Genomic DNA, 17744 nt, shown 5'->3' with positions numbered 1-17744 from the left:
TGTGCGTGAGGCGTAAAATCAGCGGTAGAATTGTCTGAATTCATTCGGCGTGATTCCCGTCGTTTTTTTGAAAATACGGCTGAAATATTTTATGTCCGTATAGCCGACGGCCGCCGCTATTTTTGCAACCGTTTCAGAGCTGTCCTGAAGCATCAGCTTCGCCATTTTTATCCTGACCGCGGTCAGCGCTTCAAGAAAACCGGTGCCCGTCTCCTTTTTGTACAGCATGGAAAAATAAGCGGGCGTCAGCGAAACGGTTTCGGCCACCCGCTCGAGTGAAATATCGTAATCCATATAGTGCCGCTGCATGTACGCGTCGGCGAGCCGAACGGGACGGACGGTGTCCTGTTCCCGCTTGGCACCCATTTCGGCAATCAGTTTTTTTATTTCGGCACAGAACCGGTCGTATAATTCAGCCGCCGTCCCGGCAAGCTGCAGCGCGGGAACGAACGTCCGCTCAAACCAGAACTGCCGCTCCGGCTGCCGTTCTTCCGCCTTTACCGCCAACCGGCGCCCCGCGGTCAGCAGCGCGGTTTCCGCTTCCGGTTCCGGAAGTTCCGCCGCCGTCCGTACGAACGGCAGCAGCAGCGAATCGGCGACGGCCGGATCAAGACTGTCGAGCATCTTTTCACAGTCTCGGTTCCAGCAGTCGAAAACTCCGGCGGGAATACTTCGCTCCGGAACGGTTTCGGCGGCGAGTATCCGCGGCGCACCTTCTTTTCTGCGCAGCGGCAGCTGTCTCAGCAACAGCCGGTATTCGTCGCACAGCGGCTGCCGCAGCCGGCCGCCGAAAAAAAGCGTAAAGCGCAGCTGGGGAAACACTTCCGTTATTTTCTGCAAATCGAACAGAATCGGCGCGAGCTGTTCCCGAACCGCGCCGTCGCGCTCCGATTCGGACGCGAGTAGAAAACAGGTTACGTCCCGCTCGAAATATACGGCGAGATCGGCGTGATGCGTTTTGAGAATCTGCGTCGTTTTATCCTGCAGCAAATGGTACAGTTCCGCCGCGATCGCCGTTCCCGTACAATCCGTCTTGACAAGGCACAGGCGCGCCGCGTCTCCGACGGCCTCGAATTCGGGACAAGCGGAAAGCGGTTCCCGGCGCTGCGCGTCCGTCAGCAGCGTACCGAACAGCGTGCAGCGTTTCCGTTCGGCGCTTTGCCGTATCGTCCGTATTTCCCCTTCGCGGACGCGTCTTTTGCGGATGAGTTTTTCAAGGGTCGCGCGCAGTTCGTCTTTGTTGACGGGTTTCAGCAGGTAATTTTCGACGTTGTAAACGATCGCTTTGCGCGCGTAATCGAACTGACTGAAGCCGCTCACGATGATAAAATCGGTTTCCGGCAGCGTTTCGTGCACGTCGGCAATCAGCGACAACCCGTCAGTTCCGGGCATTTTTATATCGGTAATGACGATATCCGGTTTTTTTTCCAGTATGAGCGCTTTTCCGTCCGCACCGTTTCCGGCGCAGCCTTCGTAACTGATTTCAAGTTCGCGCCACGGAATCAGCGCCTGCAAAAGACGGATGATATGATTTTCATCGTCAAGAATCACCAACCGTGTTTTTACATCGTCCATGTAGCCGTAAATCCCCAGATTGAAAGTCGTACGCAGGCTGCCGGACGGTACCGAACCGCTTCAGCCTGTCGTTTTACTATAAGCGAGCGATTCGGATCTGTCAATCTTTTTATATCGGTAATCTGCTCACGTCAGGCGATGCACAGCGGCGTTACCGTTTTGAAATCGGTTCCCTGATACGCGAATTCGCTGATGTGGACGCGCACGCCGAATACGTTTTTCATATTGCTTTCCGATATGATTTCCGCCGCCCGACCGAAACACGCCGAACCGGCTTTATCCAAAAGCAGCGCTTTGTCGGCCAGTTGCAGCGCGTGATTCGGATAGTGCGTGTTGATAATCGCCGAAATGTGCCGCTCCCGCGACAGTTTTTTTACCGTCTCGAGAATGACCAGCTGATTTTTGAAATCGAGGTTGGATTCCGGTTCGTCGAGCACGAGCAGACGCGGTTCGGCGCACAGTGCCCGCGCGATCAATACCATTTGCAGCTCGCCGCCGCTCATGCGCGAACACTGCCGGTCTTTCAAATGCGTGATCCCCGTATCGTTCAGCGCCTGTTCCGCGGCGGCAAGATCGGACGACTTGGGCTGCGAAAACGTTCCGACCCGCGAACTTCTGCCGAGTAAAACCATATCCAGCGCCGAATAACCGAAAACGCTCTGTTTCGCTTGGGGAACGTACGCAACGTACCGCCACAATTCGGCTGCTTTCAGGGCGCCGATATTCCGCCCGTCGACGAACGTGTTCCCGGACCGCCATTTGAGCAGTCCCAGCAGACATTTCAGCAGCGTCGTCTTGCCCGCGCCGTTCGCACCCAAAACGGCCAAAATCTCCCCGCCGTCTACGGAAAAATTGATATCGCTCAAAATCTGCGTACGCCCATATCCGAAACAACCGTTTCGTACTTCAAACGTCATAAATACGTACCTCCCGTTTTCCGAAGCAGACTGATAAAAAAGGGCGCGCCGATGACCGCCGTCAGAATCGACAGGGGAATTTCGGCAGCGCTCATACTCCGCGCCGCCGTATCCATCACGAGCATAAACACTGCCCCCAAACTGATGCAGAACGGAACGACCGACTTGTTGTTGCTGCCGGAAATCATCCGCGTGATGTGCGGCACGAGCAAGCCCACCCAGCCGACCTGCCCGCACATGGAAACGCACGACGCCGTTATCAGGGAAGAAGAAGCGATAACGCAAAACCTCAGGAGCGGCAAATTCACTCCGAGCGATTTGGCTTCGTCTTCCGAAAGCGACAGAATATTCAGCCGCCACCGCAACAAGAACAGCGTAACGACTCCGATTCCGATAAACGGCAGCCCCAATACCAAATTCCGGTACGACGCGCCCGCCATACTTCCCATAAGCCAATACGTTATGGCCGGCAGCTGATCTTCGGGATCCGCCAAATATTTGAGCAGTGAAACCAACGCCTGAAACAGCGCGGACACCACCATACCGGACAAAACGACCATAACGATGGAACCTTTATTTTTGGATCGGCCAATCGCGTAGACGAGCAGGCACGAAACCATACCGGCTACGAGCGCGGTCAACTGTATCGCTATCAGATTGCCGCCGGCCATCATCGCCAAAACCGCGCCGAACGACGCACCGCTGGCAACTCCGAGCGTGTCGGGAGTTGCCAGCGGATTCGTAAACAGGCTCTGAAACGCCGCACCCGCACAGGCAAGTCCTGCGCCGACGGACGCCGCAAGCAGTATCCGCGGCAGCCGCACGTTGAACAGCACCGAATAAGCCGTTGCGTTCACTTCTTTTCCGGCAAGCACGTTCAGTATGAGGCGCACGGTGTCGGAAAACGACAGCGCGTACCGTCCGAAGCCCAGACACACCAAAGCCGTCGCCGCCGGCAGCAGCAGCAGCAGCACTGCGGCGGGAACGCGTACCGCCGTTTTTTTTATCGCGTTCATATCATTTTCCCGAAGCGGCGCGCGCCGGATTATATATGGTCCGTAAATCGCCGTCCGTTAACTGCACGTTGTAAAACCGTGCGTAATACGATTTGATCACCTCGTCCATATCCGTGTCGGCGAACAGCTGCGGCTGCATTTTGCAGGCGAGCCACTGCAGTGAAAGCGGCGTATCCGATGAAGGCGGATACCAACGGTACATTCCCAGCGGGAATTTATACACGCGTCCGTTCCGCACCGCTTTTACCGTACTCCAGTCGTGACCGGCTATCGCGTTGCCGTACAGATCTTCGGGCAAATACGGTGAAAAATTCGTAATGAAAATCATGTCGGGATCCCACGCGTACACCTGTTCCATATTTATCTGCGGCATACCGTTCAAGTCGCGGGCAACGTTTATTCCGCCGGCAGTTTCTATCCAATACTGTCCGAAAAAATTACTGCCGGACGTTTTGATGATTCCGTTATCATAGTGAAAAAGAATCAGAACCCGCGGTTTTTCCGATTCGGGAACGGAGGCTATTTTTGCGCTGATACGGGCTTCCGTTTGCCGGCCGTATTCGATCATTTCACGGGCCTTCTCTTCCTCGCCGAAAATATCACCCAACAGGCTGATCCAGGCGGCGTACGTTTCAATGCAGTTAAAGCCCGCGATCGACGTTGAAAACCCGACGGCGGGAATTCCCGCTGCCTGATACGCCTCTCGTTCCTGCTGATTCGTTGCCGAATAGAACACGACGTCCGGCTCAAGATTCAGCAGCTGTTCGATGTTCACCGTATTGTTTTCAACGAAGCCGGTGTCCGCGTTCAGAATATCGGGAAACAGCATCGGCAAAAAGGAATTTTCAGCGGCGGACATCGATCCCGGATTCATTCCAACGATTTTTTCCGCAGAACCGGCGAACAGGCAATACACCGACGGCAGCGGCAAAAGGGAGCCGATGACGATGCGGTTTATCTGCACCGGTATTTCGATTTCGCCGCCGGTGTGATCGGTAATGACCCGCGTTTCGGCTGCCTGCGGCTTTGCCGTTTTTGAACACCCCGGAAGCACGGCGGTCAGCAGCGCCGCCGCCGTCAGTACGAATATATATATTTTTTTTGACATGAGAGTTCTCCTATACCATGATATGATTGATCAATTCATCCATCGTGCCGCTTACATACCGCAGACACGTGTTCCAGGACAGCCGCCCGGATACTCCCGGATGCGGCAGCGCGATGCAGCGCACGGACGTATCCCGTACCAGTTGGAAAACGAGCGGATCGGCGACTATAGTCTTATACCCGCCGTCGCGGACCAGCGTGCGCAGTTGTTTTTCATTGCGGACGGCGGCGTCTCCCGGCTGCAGGAAATCCGCATCCGTATCGAACAGGGACGCCGTGCAGATTTCACCGGAAAAGCCGCGGCGGCGCAGTTCGCACCGTATCGAATCCGACACGACCTGATCACCTGCGATCAGCACGCGGCCGCCGGACGATAAACGGTCGTCAGGTTCGCCTTTTGCCGCCGGCTCGCTGTACGCATCCGATTCGCCATTTGCCGCCGGCTCACAGCGCACGGCGGCTTTCGTACCGCCGAAAAACGCGCACGCTTCTTCAACCGCCGCCGGTTCGCTGCCGATCGGCGTCCGCACGATAAACGGCGTACCGAATTTCCGCTGCATAAAACGGGCCGCCGCGATTCCGCTTTGCGAAACGACGACGTTCAGCGCGGCAGTTCCGCAACGCTTCACCGCGTCGAGCGTCAGTCCCATACAGAACGGAGCGACGACCGTTATTCCGCTCGCCTCGAACGCGCGGATAAAATCATCCGCGTTGCCGCCCGCTGCAAAATCGATCGGCGTCATTCCCAAAAGGTTTACGGTGCGCTCCGTTTTCGGCAGTGCGGCGTCCGCGTAACGTTCCACCAGCGCCCGCATCGCCGCGGCTATTCCGGTACCGTAATAGCGCAGACCGTTCGAGGCGAACCCGAAACTCGGAATTCCGGTCCGCTGCTCGATTTCCGCCGCGATTCCCGCAAAGTCGGTGCCGATCACCATCGGCACGGGACTGCCGAGTACGGCGATAAACGCTGGCTTCAGCGAAAGCGCCGCCGCAATGATCCGGCTGATGAACAGGTCGTCGTTGCCGAGCACCGCGTCCATATGGCGCAGACCTGAACAGAACACGGCCGCGTCGGAGCCGAACCAGCGCGGTTCGTCGTATCCGGTATAATTTCCGGTACAACCCGACGCGTCGTGAATGACAACCAAACCGCCCAGCTCGAACAGCGCCGCCGCGATTCCCGAATAATCCGGTGCGAACGGCGGCAGCGTAATGCATAATTTACTCATATGACCAGCTTCGCCTCCCTGATTACCGTCCGCAAATCGGTTTCCGACACCGCGGCGTCGCGAATTTTTTTCATCAGCGTGCAGATACCCGCGAAACCGAACAAACCTTCGTCTTCCATCAGATTGACCGTTTTCGTCGAACCGGTCATATAGCTGCAATCGAAGCCTATGCAGATACAGTCCGTACCGCGCAGCGCGAAACGCACCATATCGGGATGGAGCGGGTTCAGCGTCTGCACGTCGGGATGATGTTCCGTAATCCACCGTTTGTTTTCCGCGTCGATCGCGGGACATTCTTTTGCAGCGATGTGGCACACGGAAAAACCGTGGGAAAGCAGCATCCGCGCAAGTGAAAACGGCAGCAACACCGCCTGATAGTCTATCGCGATCGGGACGGAACCGACGGCGAGCAGCGTTTGGGCAACGGCACGCTGCGCTTCCTCGTACGCGGCTTCCCAGCCGAGCGGTCCCGTTCCCAATTTTTCTTCTAAAGTCCGATACCAGCGCGCCACATCGTCCGGATCGTAGGTAACCCACGATTCAAGATACGGAATGCCCAAACGGGTTTCCAAAGAACGGCACGCTTTTTGCGCCGCCGGCCGCAAAAGCAGGTTGAGCGCACTGCCGCCGAGTTCCTGAAATTCCGCGAACGAACGGCATTCGCCGATATGGCGCAGCCGGATTCCTTTTTCGGCAAGCAGCGAAGAAAGTTCGCAGTCGCCGTTCAGCGCGGCGTTATTGCCCGCCAGCATCACGATCCGCCTTCCGTCCGTTGTCCGTACGGTCGGTTTTTGCAGCAGTCCGTACATCGTGTCCAGCAGCGTTACGCCCGGCGGATTCGGCGTATCCATTGAAACCGGATTCATATGGCACGAGCGAAACGCGACGTCGGGATACGAAGCCGAAAGCCGTTCGATAATCGCTTCGTTATCCGTTCCGAGTAAATCGTCCAGACACGAAACGAATACGAACAGCACTTTCGGCCTCGTTCCGAGCGTATCGAACAATTCGCCGACGGCGTCGGGAATCAGCGCTTCGTAATCTCCCGACACGATATCCCGTTCGTCCATAAACACGTAAAACACTCGATCTTTTATTCCCGCCTCTATACCGCCGAGCGCGCCGTGCCGGCCGCACGCGAACGGTGCGACGAACAGCAGCCAGCTTTCCGGCACCAGCGCGGCAACCCTGATAACGCCCCAGCCGCCGTGTGCGGGAGAAACGTAGTGCAGCGTTTTATCGAACGACGCGCAGTATCCGCAGCAGCTCATACGTACCGTCCTTCCGCAATAACTGCCGCGTCCGCTACGCTCGCCGTACGCTCGCAAGGTGATCCGCAAACCGTTTCGCAAGGCGCTTCCGCACCCGTCAGCTTCAGAATGCGGCGCGCCAATTCCCGGTAGCGCTCGGCCTGCTCCGAATCGGGACAGGCTTCGATGACGGTCTTTCCCTGCAATTCGGCTTCCTGCACCGTACCGGAGCGCGGAATTTCCGACACGATGCTGCCGCCGATTTCAAGCAGTGCACGTTCCACGATCTCGCGTTCGTTTTCAACGTTGCGCGCGTTCAGGATAACGCCCGAATACGAAGCGTATCCGCGCGCGCCGAAATTACGCACCGCAGACGCGATGTTGCCCGCCGCGTACAGCGACATCATTTCTCCCGACGTAACGATAAACACGTGATCGGCGTATCCGTTCCGGATCGGCATGGCGAAGCCGCCGCACACGACGTCGCCGAGTACGTCGTACAGAACGATGTCGGGCCGGTACGTTTCATACGCGCCGAGTTCCTCCAATTTTTCAAAAGCCGTTATAATACCGCGCCCCGCGCAGCCTATCCCCGGCGTCGGCCCGCCCGCTTCGACGCACAAAACGCCGTTGAACCCTTTGAACACGATGTCTTCAAGTTTTATGCCGGCGCCGCCGAAATCGCTGCCGCCCCATTTTGAGCCGCAGCCGCCGGAATCACAAACGCCGCGCAGCCGGTCGAGCACGGACGGTATTTTCACTCCGCCCATAAGCGTTTTTACCGAATCGGCCTTCGGGTCGCAGCCGATTTGCATGACGGTATAGCCCATGCCGCTGAGCGCGGCGGACAAATTGGCCGTCGTCGTCGATTTCCCGATGCCGCCCTTACCGTATATCGCAATTTTTATCATACTGATACGATCCTATTTTTTTATTCCCGCGGCGGCGGCCCGATTCGGCGTCCAAATCCGTTCGATATCCGCGTCGCTCAATTCCAAATCATAAAAACGGCGGTAAAAATCGCGCACCGTTTCTTCCATATCGATATCGGCGAACAATTCGCCCTGATTCTGTTTGGCCATCCAAAGCAGCATGAGCGGAGAATCAGAACACGTTACGTACCAACGGTACATTCCCAGCGGCAGTTTACGGACGTTTCCCGTTTTGACCGCCTGCACCGGACTCCAATCGGCAGTTCCGATCGCGTTCGCGTACAGATCCTCCGGCACTGCTTCCGTAAAATTGGTAATGAAAATCGAATCGGGATTCCACGCGTACACCTGTTCCATACCGGTCGTCATGCTGCCCTTAAATGCCGACGCGACGTTCCGTCCGCCCGACGCGCTGATCCAATAATCGGCCCAGCTCGAAAGACCGGGAACCGTCATTCCCGTGTCGCTGTATTTGTGGATAAACATGACGGCAGGCTTGTCCGTATCTTTTACGGAAGCAATGCGGCCGGCAACCAGCGCTTCCATTTCCCGGCCGTACGCGACGTATTCGCTGTCGGACATGTCGGTTCCCATAACCTGGCCGAGCAGTTCGATCCAGCTGTTGATCGTTTCAACGGCGTTGTAGTCCCTTATGCTCAAACTGAACCCGACCGCGGGAATTCCCGCCTGAGTCGCAACATCGTAATCTTCCATCACGCCGGATGCATACAAAACGACGTCCGGTTTTAAGGCGGCCAGCGCTTCCGCGTTCAGCATACCGTTTTTGCTGAACGAACTCGGAATAGAAGCGATATCCGGCGCTATTTTTATCAGCATCGAATTTTCGGCAGCGCTGATGATCGCCGGGTCGAGACCGACCAACGTGTCGGTGCCGAACGCCAGACAGTATACCGACGCGAGCGGCCAGACCGACGCGATCACGACCCGCTCGATTTTTTCAGGCAGCACGACCGTATGTCCCACCTGATCAACGATCGTTCTCGTCGTTCCGATCGGCTTTTTCGGCGTACAGCCGGAAAACAACACTAAAAATCCACTGCAAAACAGAACCGCGGTAGCTGCGGCACGGTATTTTTTCATATAATATCTCCTCGCAGGTATCACAAACTCCGTTCCGACTGCTTTACCGTAAAAAAAACCGGGCACCGGCGCCCCTTCACTTGCACCGGCACCCGGAGTGAAACGTCTGCGCAAGACTGACAAGAAACATACTTGCCGCAGGGCGTTTCAAAAGGACGTGGGGAACTTTTTTACATTACTTATCACGAACGGCTTTTGTACCGAAAGCCGTACAGGACTCTTTATCTGCGCTTTCCGGCGTCAAGTGCACGGTAAGACCGGCGCCGTTCAGCAACTGCGCGCCGGCCGCTTTAACGCGCTCTTCCCAATCGCGCATCCACTGACCGTCGCCCCAATCGTACGAGCCGAACAGACCGACTTTTTTTCCTGAAAGCGAATTTTCGATTGACGAAAAAAACGCTTCCATCGGATCGTCGAGCACTTCGGCTCCCATAGCGGGACTTCCCAACAGAAGCACGTCCGCCGCCAGCGCGTCCGCTTCCGAAGCTTTTTCGGCGCTGCTGACGACCGCTTCCGCACCGGCCGCTTTTACTCCTTCCGCGATGGCCTGCGCCATCTGCTCCGTATTACCAGTCGTACTGGCATAAACGATAACTGCTTTCATACTGCCTCCTATCACGCGGCGCCCTGCCGCTCCGTATATTTTTCTATCAGCCGAGGAATGGAATGACCTTCCTCGAACCATTGTTTGCACAACGTCCGGCACCGCTCGTACTGCGAACACAGCAGGCGCGCCGATTCAACGTCACCGTACACTTTCCAATAACCGCAGTATTTGCAGCCGCAGCCGCCGTGCGCTTCAAACCCGACGACGTCTTCCAACGGATACCCGAGGAACACCCCCGTTTCATGCGGAAACCGCTGCGCGCCCGACAGCCGCTTGAGAAAAGCCGGCAGCACTGCGGCGGCTCCTTCGGCAACGGGATATCCTTTGTCACCCAGATACCGGGCAATCTGCGGATCACACAGCCGCCGGTTCAGCAGCGCTTCGTCGTACACGAACAGAAGCGTCCGATTTTCCGTCCGGGTAACGGGAACGATTCGCTTACCGGTTCCGCGCAGCACTCCGTCCAAATTCCTGATACGGTCCAGACACTGCCGGTACGTATCTTTTCCGACGGACACCAGCGAAGCCGCTTTTATGCCGCACAGCGACGGCGCACAAAAATGGATAATCGTCCGTTCAATGCTCATAACACCCCCCGGCAGCCGTCCCGGCGGCCGGCATTAAAGTTAGTCAGCACTAACCGACATGTAAAAAAAATCTTTTCTAAAAAATCATTCATCACCGTGACAGCCGCAGCCGCCGCAGTGCGGGCAGCTTCCCGACGACGCGCAACTGCCGCATCCCTTGCCGCTTTTTTTATCGCGGATGATTTTTATTACCGCCGCAGCAATCACTGCGAGCACGATGATTCCGACAATAATCGTTGCCATAACAACTCCTTAATCGAACCGGAAGTACCGGTTTGCAGCCGCGCGGGCGCAAACCGGCTTCCGTCCGGTTTATGCAATACTTTTATCCGATGCCCGAGCCGGCCGGAACAGCATCCACAACAACGCGGCGCACGCAAGAAGCGCAACTCCCGTCAGAACGGTGAATCCGTGGCCGGTAAACAGCATACCCAGCTGATACACGCACAGCGAAATAACCCAGGCAAACAGACACTGATACGCGATAGCGAACGAAGTCCATTTACCGCTGTTCATTTCACGTTTGATAGCCCCCATCGCCGCAAAACACGGTGCGCACAACAGGTTGAAAATCAGGAACGAATACGCTGAAAGCGCGGTAAAACTCGACGCGAGCGTACCCCAGATTTCGGCACCGTCTTCCGCCACTTCGGCAAATCCGTACAACACGCCGAACGTACCGACGACGTTCTCTTTGGCCACCAATCCGGTAATCGCCGCAACGGCAGCCTGCCAGTTGCCCCATCCCAGCGGCGCAAAAATCCAGGCAAATCCGCGGCCGATCACGGCCAGCAATCCGTCGGACAAATCGTCCACCATACCGAATCCGTTTTCGGTAAAACCGAAGTTCGACGTAAACCACACGAACACGGTTGAAAGCAGAATAACGGTTCCGGCTTTTTTGATAAACGACCAGCCGCGCTCCCACATGCTGCGCAGCACGTTGCCCGCAGTCGGTAAGTGATACGACGGAAGTTCCATAACGAACGGCGCCGGATCACCGGCAAACATCCGGGTCTTTTTCAGCACGATTCCCGACACGATGACCGCCGCCACACCCACGAAGTACGCACTCGGCGCCACCCACCAGGCACCGCCGAACAGCGCGCCCGCAATAAGCGCTACGATCGGCATTTTTGCACCGCAGGGAATGAACGTCGTCGTTATGATCGTCATTCTGCGGTCGCGTTCGTTTTCGATCGTGCGGCTCGCCATAATACCCGGAACGCCGCAGCCGGAGCCTATCAGCATCGGAATGAACGATTTACCGGAAAGGCCGAACCGGCGGAAAATACGGTCCATAATGAACGCGACGCGCGCCATGTAGCCGCACGCTTCAAGCCACGCCAGCATCAGGAACAGCACGAGCATCTGCGGCACGAAGCCGATAACCGCTCCCACACCGCCGATAATACCGTCGACGATAAGTCCCGAAAGCCACGGCGCAACGCCCGCGCTTTCCATAAAGCCTGACAGCGGCGCCATGATCCATTCGCCGACGAGCGTATCGTTCGTAAAATCGGTCAGCATCGCACCGACCGTCGTAACGGAAACGAAATACACGAAAAACATCACCGCGGCAAAAATCGGCAGCGCCAGAAAACGGTTCGTTACGACGCGGTCGATCTTGTCCGACACGGACAAACCCTGCGTGCCTTTTTTCGTACGGCAGCTTTTGATGATCGATTCGATATATTTATACCGTTCGGCCGTAATGATACTTTCACTGTCGTCGTCGAGTTCCTTTTCGCACGAAACGATGTCGCTTTCGATATGCGCACGCATTTCGTCTGAAAGAACGCCGCTCTGTTTCAGCATTTTAACGACTTTTTCATCACGCTCGAACAGCTTGACCGCGTACCAGCGCTGTACCTTTTCATCCATATCGTGAAGCACCGCTTCTTCGATATGAGCGAGCGCGTGTTCCACACAGCCGGCGAACCGATGCTGATACCGCATCGCATCGCCTTTACTTGCAAAATCGACTGTCTTTGCAACGGCCTCCGCTATACCGGTACCTTTTAACGCCGAAATTTCAAAAACCGGACAGCCGATCTGCTTTGACAGCGCCTCTTTATGAATGACATCTCCGTTCCGCTTGACGATATCCATCATGTTTACGGCGACGACCATCGGAATACCGAGTTCCGCGAGCTGCGTCGTCAAATACAAATTGCGTTCAAGATTGGTACCGTCGATAATATTCAAAATGACGTCGGGGCGCTCGTTAACCAGATAATTGCGCGAAACGACTTCTTCCTGCGTATACGGAGAAAGCGAATAAATACCGGGAAGGTCCATGACCGTTACGTCCGTGTAGCCTTTCAGCTTTCCTTCTTTTTTTTCAACCGTAACTCCCGGCCAGTTTCCGACGAACTGATTTGAACCGGTCAGCACGTTGAACAACGTCGTTTTACCGCAATTCGGATTACCTGCAAGTGCTATCTTATATGTCATACTTTTACTCCTGCTATAATTAGCAAAAACTAACTTTTACCGAAAAAAAATTATTGAACTTCAATAGTTTCCGCATCTGCCTTTCTGATGGAAAGTTCGTATCCGCGAACCGTAACTTCGACGGGATCGCCGAGCGGTGCAACTTTGCGCACGAACACTTCGACGCCTTTGGTAATACCCATATCCATTATCCTGCGTTTTACCGCCCCGCCGCCGCTGAGTTTTACTACCGACACGGTAGCACCCGGCTTTACTTCACGTAACGTCATACAACCTCCAATCTCACACCAGTATTTTTGAAGCCATTTCACGACTTATCGCGATACGGGAATCCTTTATCTGCACGATAAGATTGCCCGCCATTTCCGTCACGACGGAGACGGAAGCTCCGGTAACGAATCCGAGTTTTTCGAGAAACGCTTTCGTTTCGCTTTTTCCGCCGATTTTCTTTATCAGTTTTTCTTCACCGGTTTTCGCCATAATAAGCGGCATTGCGGCCTCCCGTTAGCTCTTACTAACTTTTACACCTAGAAATTAGCACAAGCTAACTATTTTGTCAACAGGAAAACGGCAATCCGAGCGGAATTTTATTTTTTCAAACGATTCATTTCGATATTGAGCGCGCCGATCGAAAGGAAAATCTCCTGCAGAGACACCGCCAATGAAATGAAAAGCGCGATGAGACTCGCACCGAAAACGATTTCGGCAGCGGTCGGCATATTCAAAAATATCAGAAACATGCTTATAACGCACAGCAGAAAGCTTAATACACCGAATATCTGCGTGTATTTGATGATATTAAGCCGTTTTTTGAAGTTTTGGATTTGTTTCAATATGTTTTCATCTTTTCCGCTTTCGTACAGCTGGATGTGCTGCCGGATCAAACTCGCCAAAGCCAAAAACCGGTTCGTATACGCGAGCATCAGCAGAGAAATTGCGGAAAAAAGCAACGCCGGCGTACTTATCGTAAATTCCATACCGGAACCTCCTTTTCTCAGAGTATAAACGTATCGACTTTTTTAGTGAAGAGCCGGAGAAAATATTGAAGCGCCTGAATCCGCCGGCAGGTTCGCCGCGATTTATCAGATCGGCAGATCCGGCACGCCTGACATATCCGCCGCGGGCAATAAAAAATGCACCGCCTGAAACCGAACGGAATCCGTCCGATTTTGGAGTGCATTTTAACGGAGTTTGCTTTTTGAGCTACACTGGATTCGAACCAGTGACCCACGCCTTAAAAGGGCGTTGCTCTACCTACTGAGCTAGTAGCCCAACTTACTTTTGTAAGTGACATTCATTGCTGAATGCTTTACTAATATAGCAAACGCACTATAAAATGTCAATAAGGGGAAATGAAAAAAACGCACTATTTTCACTTTTTTTGACAGCACATATTTTTCTTGCACGGAACGGAAAATATGTATATACTGAACGGCATGTTGAAGATGCGTAAGATTTTACTTTGTTTAATCATGGGAACGGTTCTGCCCTCCGTGCATGCGGGCGTGGCAGTGAACAACGCCGTGTATACCGGTGAAGATTATTCCATATATGTGTCCTATACGGATGCGGTATATCCGGGAGACGCAATTTGCGCCACCATGCAGTTCGTTCCGTCCCGAAAAACCGCGCGGGAACCGGCGGCGGAGACGAGCGCCGTCCTTGCGTTCGGTGAATCCCGAAAAACGGATTTTTTCAGGGTGGCGCCTGCAAAACAGCCCCGGCAGAACGCACCGGTCGAATTGTGCGCTTTGCTGCCCGTTTCAACGTGGCAAAAACCGGGTACGTATACGATAGATATCATGTACCGCGTGTACGCCGACGATTTCATGAAATTTTCCTTGCCGGTCACCGTAAAGGAAAAAGAATTCATCAGCGAAACGCTTGAACTGAACGAATCGAATACGGCGATCAAAACCGACGCAAGTCCCCGGCGTATGCAGCAGATCGAGCGGCTGAACGACATTCTGTTTACGGTGGATCCGGACGCGCTGTATCAGCAAGGAGCCTTTACGCCGCCGACCGCCGCGAATCGGCGCACGGCGTTTTTCGGAGATCGGCGCGTATACGCATACGTAAACGGAAAATCTTCCACCAGCCTGCACTACGGAATCGACTACGGCGTTCCGACCGGAACGCCGGTGTACGCGTGCGGAACGGGAAAAGTCGTTCTTGCCGAAAACCGGGTCTCGACCGGCTGGAGCGTCGTCATCGAACATATGCCGGGTCTGTACAGTCTGTATTATCACCTCGATTCGTTTTCCGTCGCTGAAAATCAGCTGGTCAAGCAAGGGGAGCAAATCGGCGTGTCGGGGGCAACCGGGCTCGCTACGGGGCCTCACCTGCACTGGGAAATACGGCTGAACGGAGAAGCGGTAAACCCCGATTTCTTTACCGGAGATTTTTCATTCTTTCATAAGCCGGATTGAACCGGACGTATCGATAGAAACCGAATAAAACACGCCGGTTTCACAGCCGCCGAGCCACACGCGGGACGTCGCAACGTACGCTCCGGAAAACAGCTGAGCCGACGGCAGTGCGAAGCGGCATATCGAATACAGCGCGTTGCGCACCGAAGCTGGCACCGTATCGGAGAACAGCGCGCACCGGCCGTTTTTCATATAATACGGAACCAGTTCCGTGCCGCCGCGCGGAAACGAACGGAAGCCGGCGGTTTCCGCCGTTATTTTATACGGAAACAGAACCGACTTTCCGCGGAATACCGCGCCGGCGAATTCCAGATACAGTGCGGAGGTATTCCACGAGCGCTCTACTGCGGCGATCACCCGATCAGACGTATCGTACAGCCAAAAACGCGCGCTGACCGTATCTTCGCCGCTGCCCAGAATGACGAAGCGCATCGGAACGTAGGAAAACGAATCGGGAATTTGCTTCGCCGCTGAAAAACAGACGAAAAAACGGAACGCGTACAGCAGCACTGCCGACAGGAAAACGGCCGTCAAAAGCAGCGCTATCGTTTTTAGGATCCGGTTCGTCCGGCGGAAACGTCCTGCACTGCCCGTCATCAGCCGTGCACCAATTCCCAAAAAGCGGCTTCGTCGATGACCGGAATTCCAAGGCCAGCAGCTTTTTTATTTTTGGACGAACCGGACTCCGTGTCGTTCGTTACCAGATACGAAAGTCCTTTTACCACCGACGATTTCGTCGTACCGCCGAGTGCTTTGACGGCCTGTTCGGCTTCCGAGCGTTTAACGGACAGCTCTCCGGTAAAGCAGAACGACCGGCCCGAAAGTTTTCCCGACGAAACGACCGCTTCAAGTTCAATCGTTCCGGAATCGACTAAAGAGCGCATCTCCGCAGCGTTTTCGGCGAGCCCCTGCACCAGCGCCTGCGCGGTAATATCGCCGAATCCGTTTACGAGCGCGATTTCGGCTTCCGCCGCGCCGAGCAGCTTTTCGAGCGTATCCATATCGGGATGCGAGGCGACGAGTTTTTCAACGAGCGTTTCGCCGATTCCTTCTATGTCGAATCCCGCGACAAAAGCGGCGAGTGAAATCTTTCTGCGCGACTGCAGCGACTTGTACACTTTTTCCGCACCGAGCGATTTTTTCTCTTTGGCAAGACTTTCTTCCGCCAGAAAATACGGCGTCAGTTCCTGAACCGTAAGCGTATACAAATCGGAAACGGAGCGGACGCGCCCCGAATCGAACAGCGCGCGGATGAGCGTCGTGCCCAAGTCGCGGATATCGAGCACGGTTATCCATTTTTCAAGCCGATGCAGAATGCGCTTCGGACAGGCTTTGTTCGGGCAATACAGCCGCGTACCTTCGTCGACCAGCGCCGTACGGCACGTACCGCATTCGGACGGCACGGCGCACGTTGCCGATTCGTCCGGCGAATCTTCCGCAGAGTCGCTTTGCGGTACTACCGATTCGATTTTGGGAATGATTTCTCCGCGCTTGGTCACGACGATATGGCTGCCCAACCGCACGCCGAGCGCGCGCATCGTATTCGGATTTACCAGACTCGCCCGTTTTACCGTGGTTCCGGCGAGTTCCACCGGATCAAAAACGGCGATCGGCGTGTACGTCGCTCCGGATTCGCTCCATTCGATCTCCCGGACGACCGAAACGGCTTCTTCCAGACTGAACTTAAACGCAATCTGCCGGTCGGGACGCGCCCTTGCGGCGTCTTCCGGATCGATGCGGCGCTCTTTTACGACCAGGCCGTCTATATCGTACGGAAGTTCCGCGCGCGATTCCATCACTTTGGCGCGGTAATCGATTACTTCCTGCGCCGTTTTACAGATTTCAAGCGGTACCGTTTGAAAACCGCACGCCGAAAGCCACGCTATTTTATCCTGCTCGTCCGCAAACTGATGATCGGAGAACAGCGCGTCGTAGCAGACGACGTGCAGATATTCGCAGCCCTCGCCGTCTTTACGCCGCATCAGCCCGTTCGCCGCGTTCCGGCAGTTCGCCTTGTCCGGAAAATGAGTGCGATGTACGTCGTGATCCATGACCACTTCACCGCGGATACTGCCGGTATACGGACACGGCGAGGAGTCCCGCGTGAGACGCAGTTTTACGCCGCCCATTTTGCGCGCGTTTACCGTGATATCGTCGCCGACGGCGCCGTTGCCGCGCGTTACCGCTTTTGCGAAAACGCCGTTATCGTATTGCAGTTCGAGACTCGCACCGTCGAGTTTATATTCCACCAGATATTCGTCGTACGGATGTTTTTCCGCCCAGGCAAGAAATTCTTCGGGATCAGCCGCTTTTTCCTGACTGCCCATCGGCATACGGTGCGAGGCTTTCAGAAAATTTCCCGAATCGGAGCCGATGCGGTGCAGCACCGGATGAGCCGGATCGAGCTGCTTCAATTCATCCCAGAGCGCGTCGAATTCCGCGTCGGAGATTTCCGCTTCGCCGTTGTAATACGAATCCTGATATTTTTCTATAAGCGCGGCAAGTTCCTGCACGCGCGACGCTTCAAACAAATCCAT

Annotated in this window: 18 protein-coding genes and 1 tRNA gene; 1 reads left to right on the top strand and 18 read right to left on the bottom strand. The window is 55.1% G+C overall.

The features are described 5' to 3' along the window. Window positions 1-18 precede the first annotated feature (18 nt). The 16 genes from TREBR_RS06290 to TREBR_RS06215 all read right to left on the bottom strand — a co-directional run bounded on the left by TREBR_RS06290 (window position 19) and on the right by TREBR_RS06215 (window position 14050). Window positions 19-1575, bottom strand: coding sequence for a response regulator transcription factor (locus tag TREBR_RS06290; RefSeq protein ID WP_013758363.1), 1557 nt, complete (start codon window positions 1573-1575; stop codon window positions 19-21). Between the two features lie 131 nt (window positions 1576-1706). Continuing rightward, the gene (locus TREBR_RS06285; RefSeq protein ID WP_013758362.1) at window positions 1707-2492 is read right to left on the bottom strand and encodes an ABC transporter ATP-binding protein; all 786 of its coding nucleotides are present in this window, start codon (window positions 2490-2492) and stop codon (window positions 1707-1709) included. Beyond that, a complete protein-coding gene (locus TREBR_RS06280) occupies window positions 2489-3508 on the bottom strand; it encodes a FecCD family ABC transporter permease (RefSeq protein ID WP_013758361.1) in 1020 nt (339 codons plus the stop codon). Before TREBR_RS06280 ends, TREBR_RS06285 begins: the two co-directional genes overlap by 4 nt. Window position 3509: 1 nt before the next feature. After that, window positions 3510-4616 carry an ABC transporter substrate-binding protein gene (locus TREBR_RS06275; protein ID WP_013758360.1) on the bottom strand — a complete coding sequence of 369 codons (1107 nt, stop codon included), beginning with the start codon at window positions 4614-4616 and terminating at the stop codon, window positions 3510-3512. A 10-nt stretch (window positions 4617-4626) separates the two neighbouring features. Continuing rightward, the gene (locus tag TREBR_RS06270) at window positions 4627-5844 is read right to left on the bottom strand and encodes a nitrogenase component 1 (protein ID WP_013758359.1); all 1218 of its coding nucleotides are present in this window, start codon (window positions 5842-5844) and stop codon (window positions 4627-4629) included. Then, window positions 5841-7115 carry a nitrogenase component 1 gene (locus TREBR_RS06265; protein WP_013758358.1) on the bottom strand — a complete coding sequence of 425 codons (1275 nt, stop codon included), beginning with the start codon at window positions 7113-7115 and terminating at the stop codon, window positions 5841-5843. The genes TREBR_RS06270 and TREBR_RS06265 overlap by 4 nt, the downstream gene beginning before the upstream one ends. Beyond that, window positions 7112-8005 (bottom strand): nucleotide-binding protein, encoded by an 894-nt coding sequence (locus TREBR_RS06260; protein ID WP_013758357.1) that lies wholly within the window; start codon window positions 8003-8005, stop codon window positions 7112-7114. The genes TREBR_RS06265 and TREBR_RS06260 overlap by 4 nt, the downstream gene beginning before the upstream one ends. 12 nt (window positions 8006-8017) lie before the next feature. After that, complete coding sequence (locus TREBR_RS06255) at window positions 8018-9127, bottom strand: ABC transporter substrate-binding protein (RefSeq protein WP_013758356.1); 1110 nt, start codon at window positions 9125-9127, stop codon at window positions 8018-8020. A gap of 175 nt (window positions 9128-9302) precedes the next feature. Then, complete coding sequence (locus TREBR_RS06250) at window positions 9303-9731, bottom strand: flavodoxin (RefSeq protein WP_013758355.1); 429 nt, start codon at window positions 9729-9731, stop codon at window positions 9303-9305. An 11-nt stretch (window positions 9732-9742) separates the two neighbouring features. Then, the gene (locus TREBR_RS06245) at window positions 9743-10321 is read right to left on the bottom strand and encodes a DUF3793 family protein (RefSeq protein WP_013758354.1); all 579 of its coding nucleotides are present in this window, start codon (window positions 10319-10321) and stop codon (window positions 9743-9745) included. 84 nt (window positions 10322-10405) lie between these two features. After that, a complete protein-coding gene (locus tag TREBR_RS14090; protein ID WP_013758353.1) occupies window positions 10406-10564 on the bottom strand; it encodes a FeoB-associated Cys-rich membrane protein in 159 nt (52 codons plus the stop codon). A gap of 69 nt (window positions 10565-10633) precedes the next feature. Then, a complete protein-coding gene (feoB, locus tag TREBR_RS06240) occupies window positions 10634-12778 on the bottom strand; it encodes a ferrous iron transport protein B (protein ID WP_013758352.1) in 2145 nt (714 codons plus the stop codon). A 50-nt stretch (window positions 12779-12828) separates the two neighbouring features. Continuing rightward, complete coding sequence (locus tag TREBR_RS06235) at window positions 12829-13047, bottom strand: FeoA family protein (protein ID WP_013758351.1); 219 nt, start codon at window positions 13045-13047, stop codon at window positions 12829-12831. A gap of 13 nt (window positions 13048-13060) precedes the next feature. Further along, window positions 13061-13270: a FeoA family protein gene (locus TREBR_RS06230; RefSeq protein ID WP_013758350.1), complete on the bottom strand. Its 210-nt coding sequence runs from the start codon at window positions 13268-13270 to the stop codon at window positions 13061-13063. A gap of 95 nt (window positions 13271-13365) precedes the next feature. After that, window positions 13366-13755, bottom strand: coding sequence for a DUF2721 domain-containing protein (locus TREBR_RS06225; protein ID WP_013758349.1), 390 nt, complete (start codon window positions 13753-13755; stop codon window positions 13366-13368). A 222-nt stretch (window positions 13756-13977) separates the two neighbouring features. After that, window positions 13978-14050, bottom strand: a tRNA-Lys gene (locus tag TREBR_RS06215). Between the two features lie 164 nt (window positions 14051-14214). Between TREBR_RS06215 and TREBR_RS06210 the strand changes: the two genes are divergently transcribed. Continuing rightward, window positions 14215-15207 (top strand): M23 family metallopeptidase, encoded by a 993-nt coding sequence (locus tag TREBR_RS06210; protein ID WP_245523741.1) that lies wholly within the window; start codon window positions 14215-14217, stop codon window positions 15205-15207. Here TREBR_RS06210 and TREBR_RS06205 read toward each other — a convergent pair. Together TREBR_RS06205 and ligA are read right to left on the bottom strand one after the other, a co-directional pair. Next, on the bottom strand, window positions 15184-15804 hold the full coding sequence (locus TREBR_RS06205) for a hypothetical protein (protein WP_013758347.1): 621 nt from the start codon (window positions 15802-15804) through the stop codon (window positions 15184-15186). The genes TREBR_RS06210 and TREBR_RS06205 overlap by 24 nt on opposite strands. Next, window positions 15804-17744, bottom strand: coding sequence for an NAD-dependent DNA ligase LigA (ligA, locus tag TREBR_RS06200; protein WP_013758346.1), 1941 nt, complete (start codon window positions 17742-17744; stop codon window positions 15804-15806). Before ligA ends, TREBR_RS06205 begins: the two co-directional genes overlap by 1 nt.

Source organism: Treponema brennaborense DSM 12168, from assembly GCF_000212415.1.
GTDB classification, from domain to species: Bacteria; Spirochaetota; Spirochaetia; order Treponematales; family Treponemataceae; genus Treponema_F; species Treponema_F brennaborense.
This window is presented reverse-complemented; position numbering and strand designations above follow the sequence as displayed.

Excerpts from the sequence above, each read along its gene's own strand:
- ligA (WP_013758346.1), bottom strand. The coding sequence starts at position 17,744 with ATGGATTTGTTTGAAGCGTCGCGCGTGCAGGAACTTGCCGCGCTTATA.
- TREBR_RS06255 (WP_013758356.1), bottom strand. The coding sequence starts at position 9,127 with ATGAAAAAATACCGTGCCGCAGCTACCGCGGTTCTGTTTTGCAGTGGA.
- TREBR_RS06230 (WP_013758350.1), bottom strand. The coding sequence starts at position 13,270 with ATGCCGCTTATTATGGCGAAAACCGGTGAAGAAAAACTGATAAAGAAA.
- TREBR_RS14090 (WP_013758353.1), bottom strand. The coding sequence starts at position 10,564 with ATGGCAACGATTATTGTCGGAATCATCGTGCTCGCAGTGATTGCTGCG.
- TREBR_RS06210 (WP_245523741.1), top strand. The coding sequence starts at position 14,215 with ATGTTGAAGATGCGTAAGATTTTACTTTGTTTAATCATGGGAACGGTT.
- TREBR_RS06250 (WP_013758355.1), bottom strand. The coding sequence starts at position 9,731 with ATGAAAGCAGTTATCGTTTATGCCAGTACGACTGGTAATACGGAGCAG.
- TREBR_RS06245 (WP_013758354.1), bottom strand. The coding sequence starts at position 10,321 with ATGAGCATTGAACGGACGATTATCCATTTTTGTGCGCCGTCGCTGTGC.
- TREBR_RS06290 (WP_013758363.1), bottom strand. The coding sequence starts at position 1,575 with ATGGACGATGTAAAAACACGGTTGGTGATTCTTGACGATGAAAATCAT.
- TREBR_RS06275 (WP_013758360.1), bottom strand. The coding sequence starts at position 4,616 with ATGTCAAAAAAAATATATATATTCGTACTGACGGCGGCGGCGCTGCTG.
- TREBR_RS06260 (WP_013758357.1), bottom strand. The coding sequence starts at position 8,005 with ATGATAAAAATTGCGATATACGGTAAGGGCGGCATCGGGAAATCGACG.
- feoB (WP_013758352.1), bottom strand. The coding sequence starts at position 12,778 with ATGACATATAAGATAGCACTTGCAGGTAATCCGAATTGCGGTAAAACG.
- TREBR_RS06285 (WP_013758362.1), bottom strand. The coding sequence starts at position 2,492 with ATGACGTTTGAAGTACGAAACGGTTGTTTCGGATATGGGCGTACGCAG.
- TREBR_RS06235 (WP_013758351.1), bottom strand. The coding sequence starts at position 13,047 with ATGACGTTACGTGAAGTAAAGCCGGGTGCTACCGTGTCGGTAGTAAAA.
- TREBR_RS06225 (WP_013758349.1), bottom strand. The coding sequence starts at position 13,755 with ATGGAATTTACGATAAGTACGCCGGCGTTGCTTTTTTCCGCAATTTCT.
- TREBR_RS06270 (WP_013758359.1), bottom strand. The coding sequence starts at position 5,844 with ATGAGTAAATTATGCATTACGCTGCCGCCGTTCGCACCGGATTATTCG.
- TREBR_RS06280 (WP_013758361.1), bottom strand. The coding sequence starts at position 3,508 with ATGAACGCGATAAAAAAAACGGCGGTACGCGTTCCCGCCGCAGTGCTG.
- TREBR_RS06205 (WP_013758347.1), bottom strand. The coding sequence starts at position 15,804 with ATGACGGGCAGTGCAGGACGTTTCCGCCGGACGAACCGGATCCTAAAA.
- TREBR_RS06265 (WP_013758358.1), bottom strand. The coding sequence starts at position 7,115 with ATGAGCTGCTGCGGATACTGCGCGTCGTTCGATAAAACGCTGCACTAC.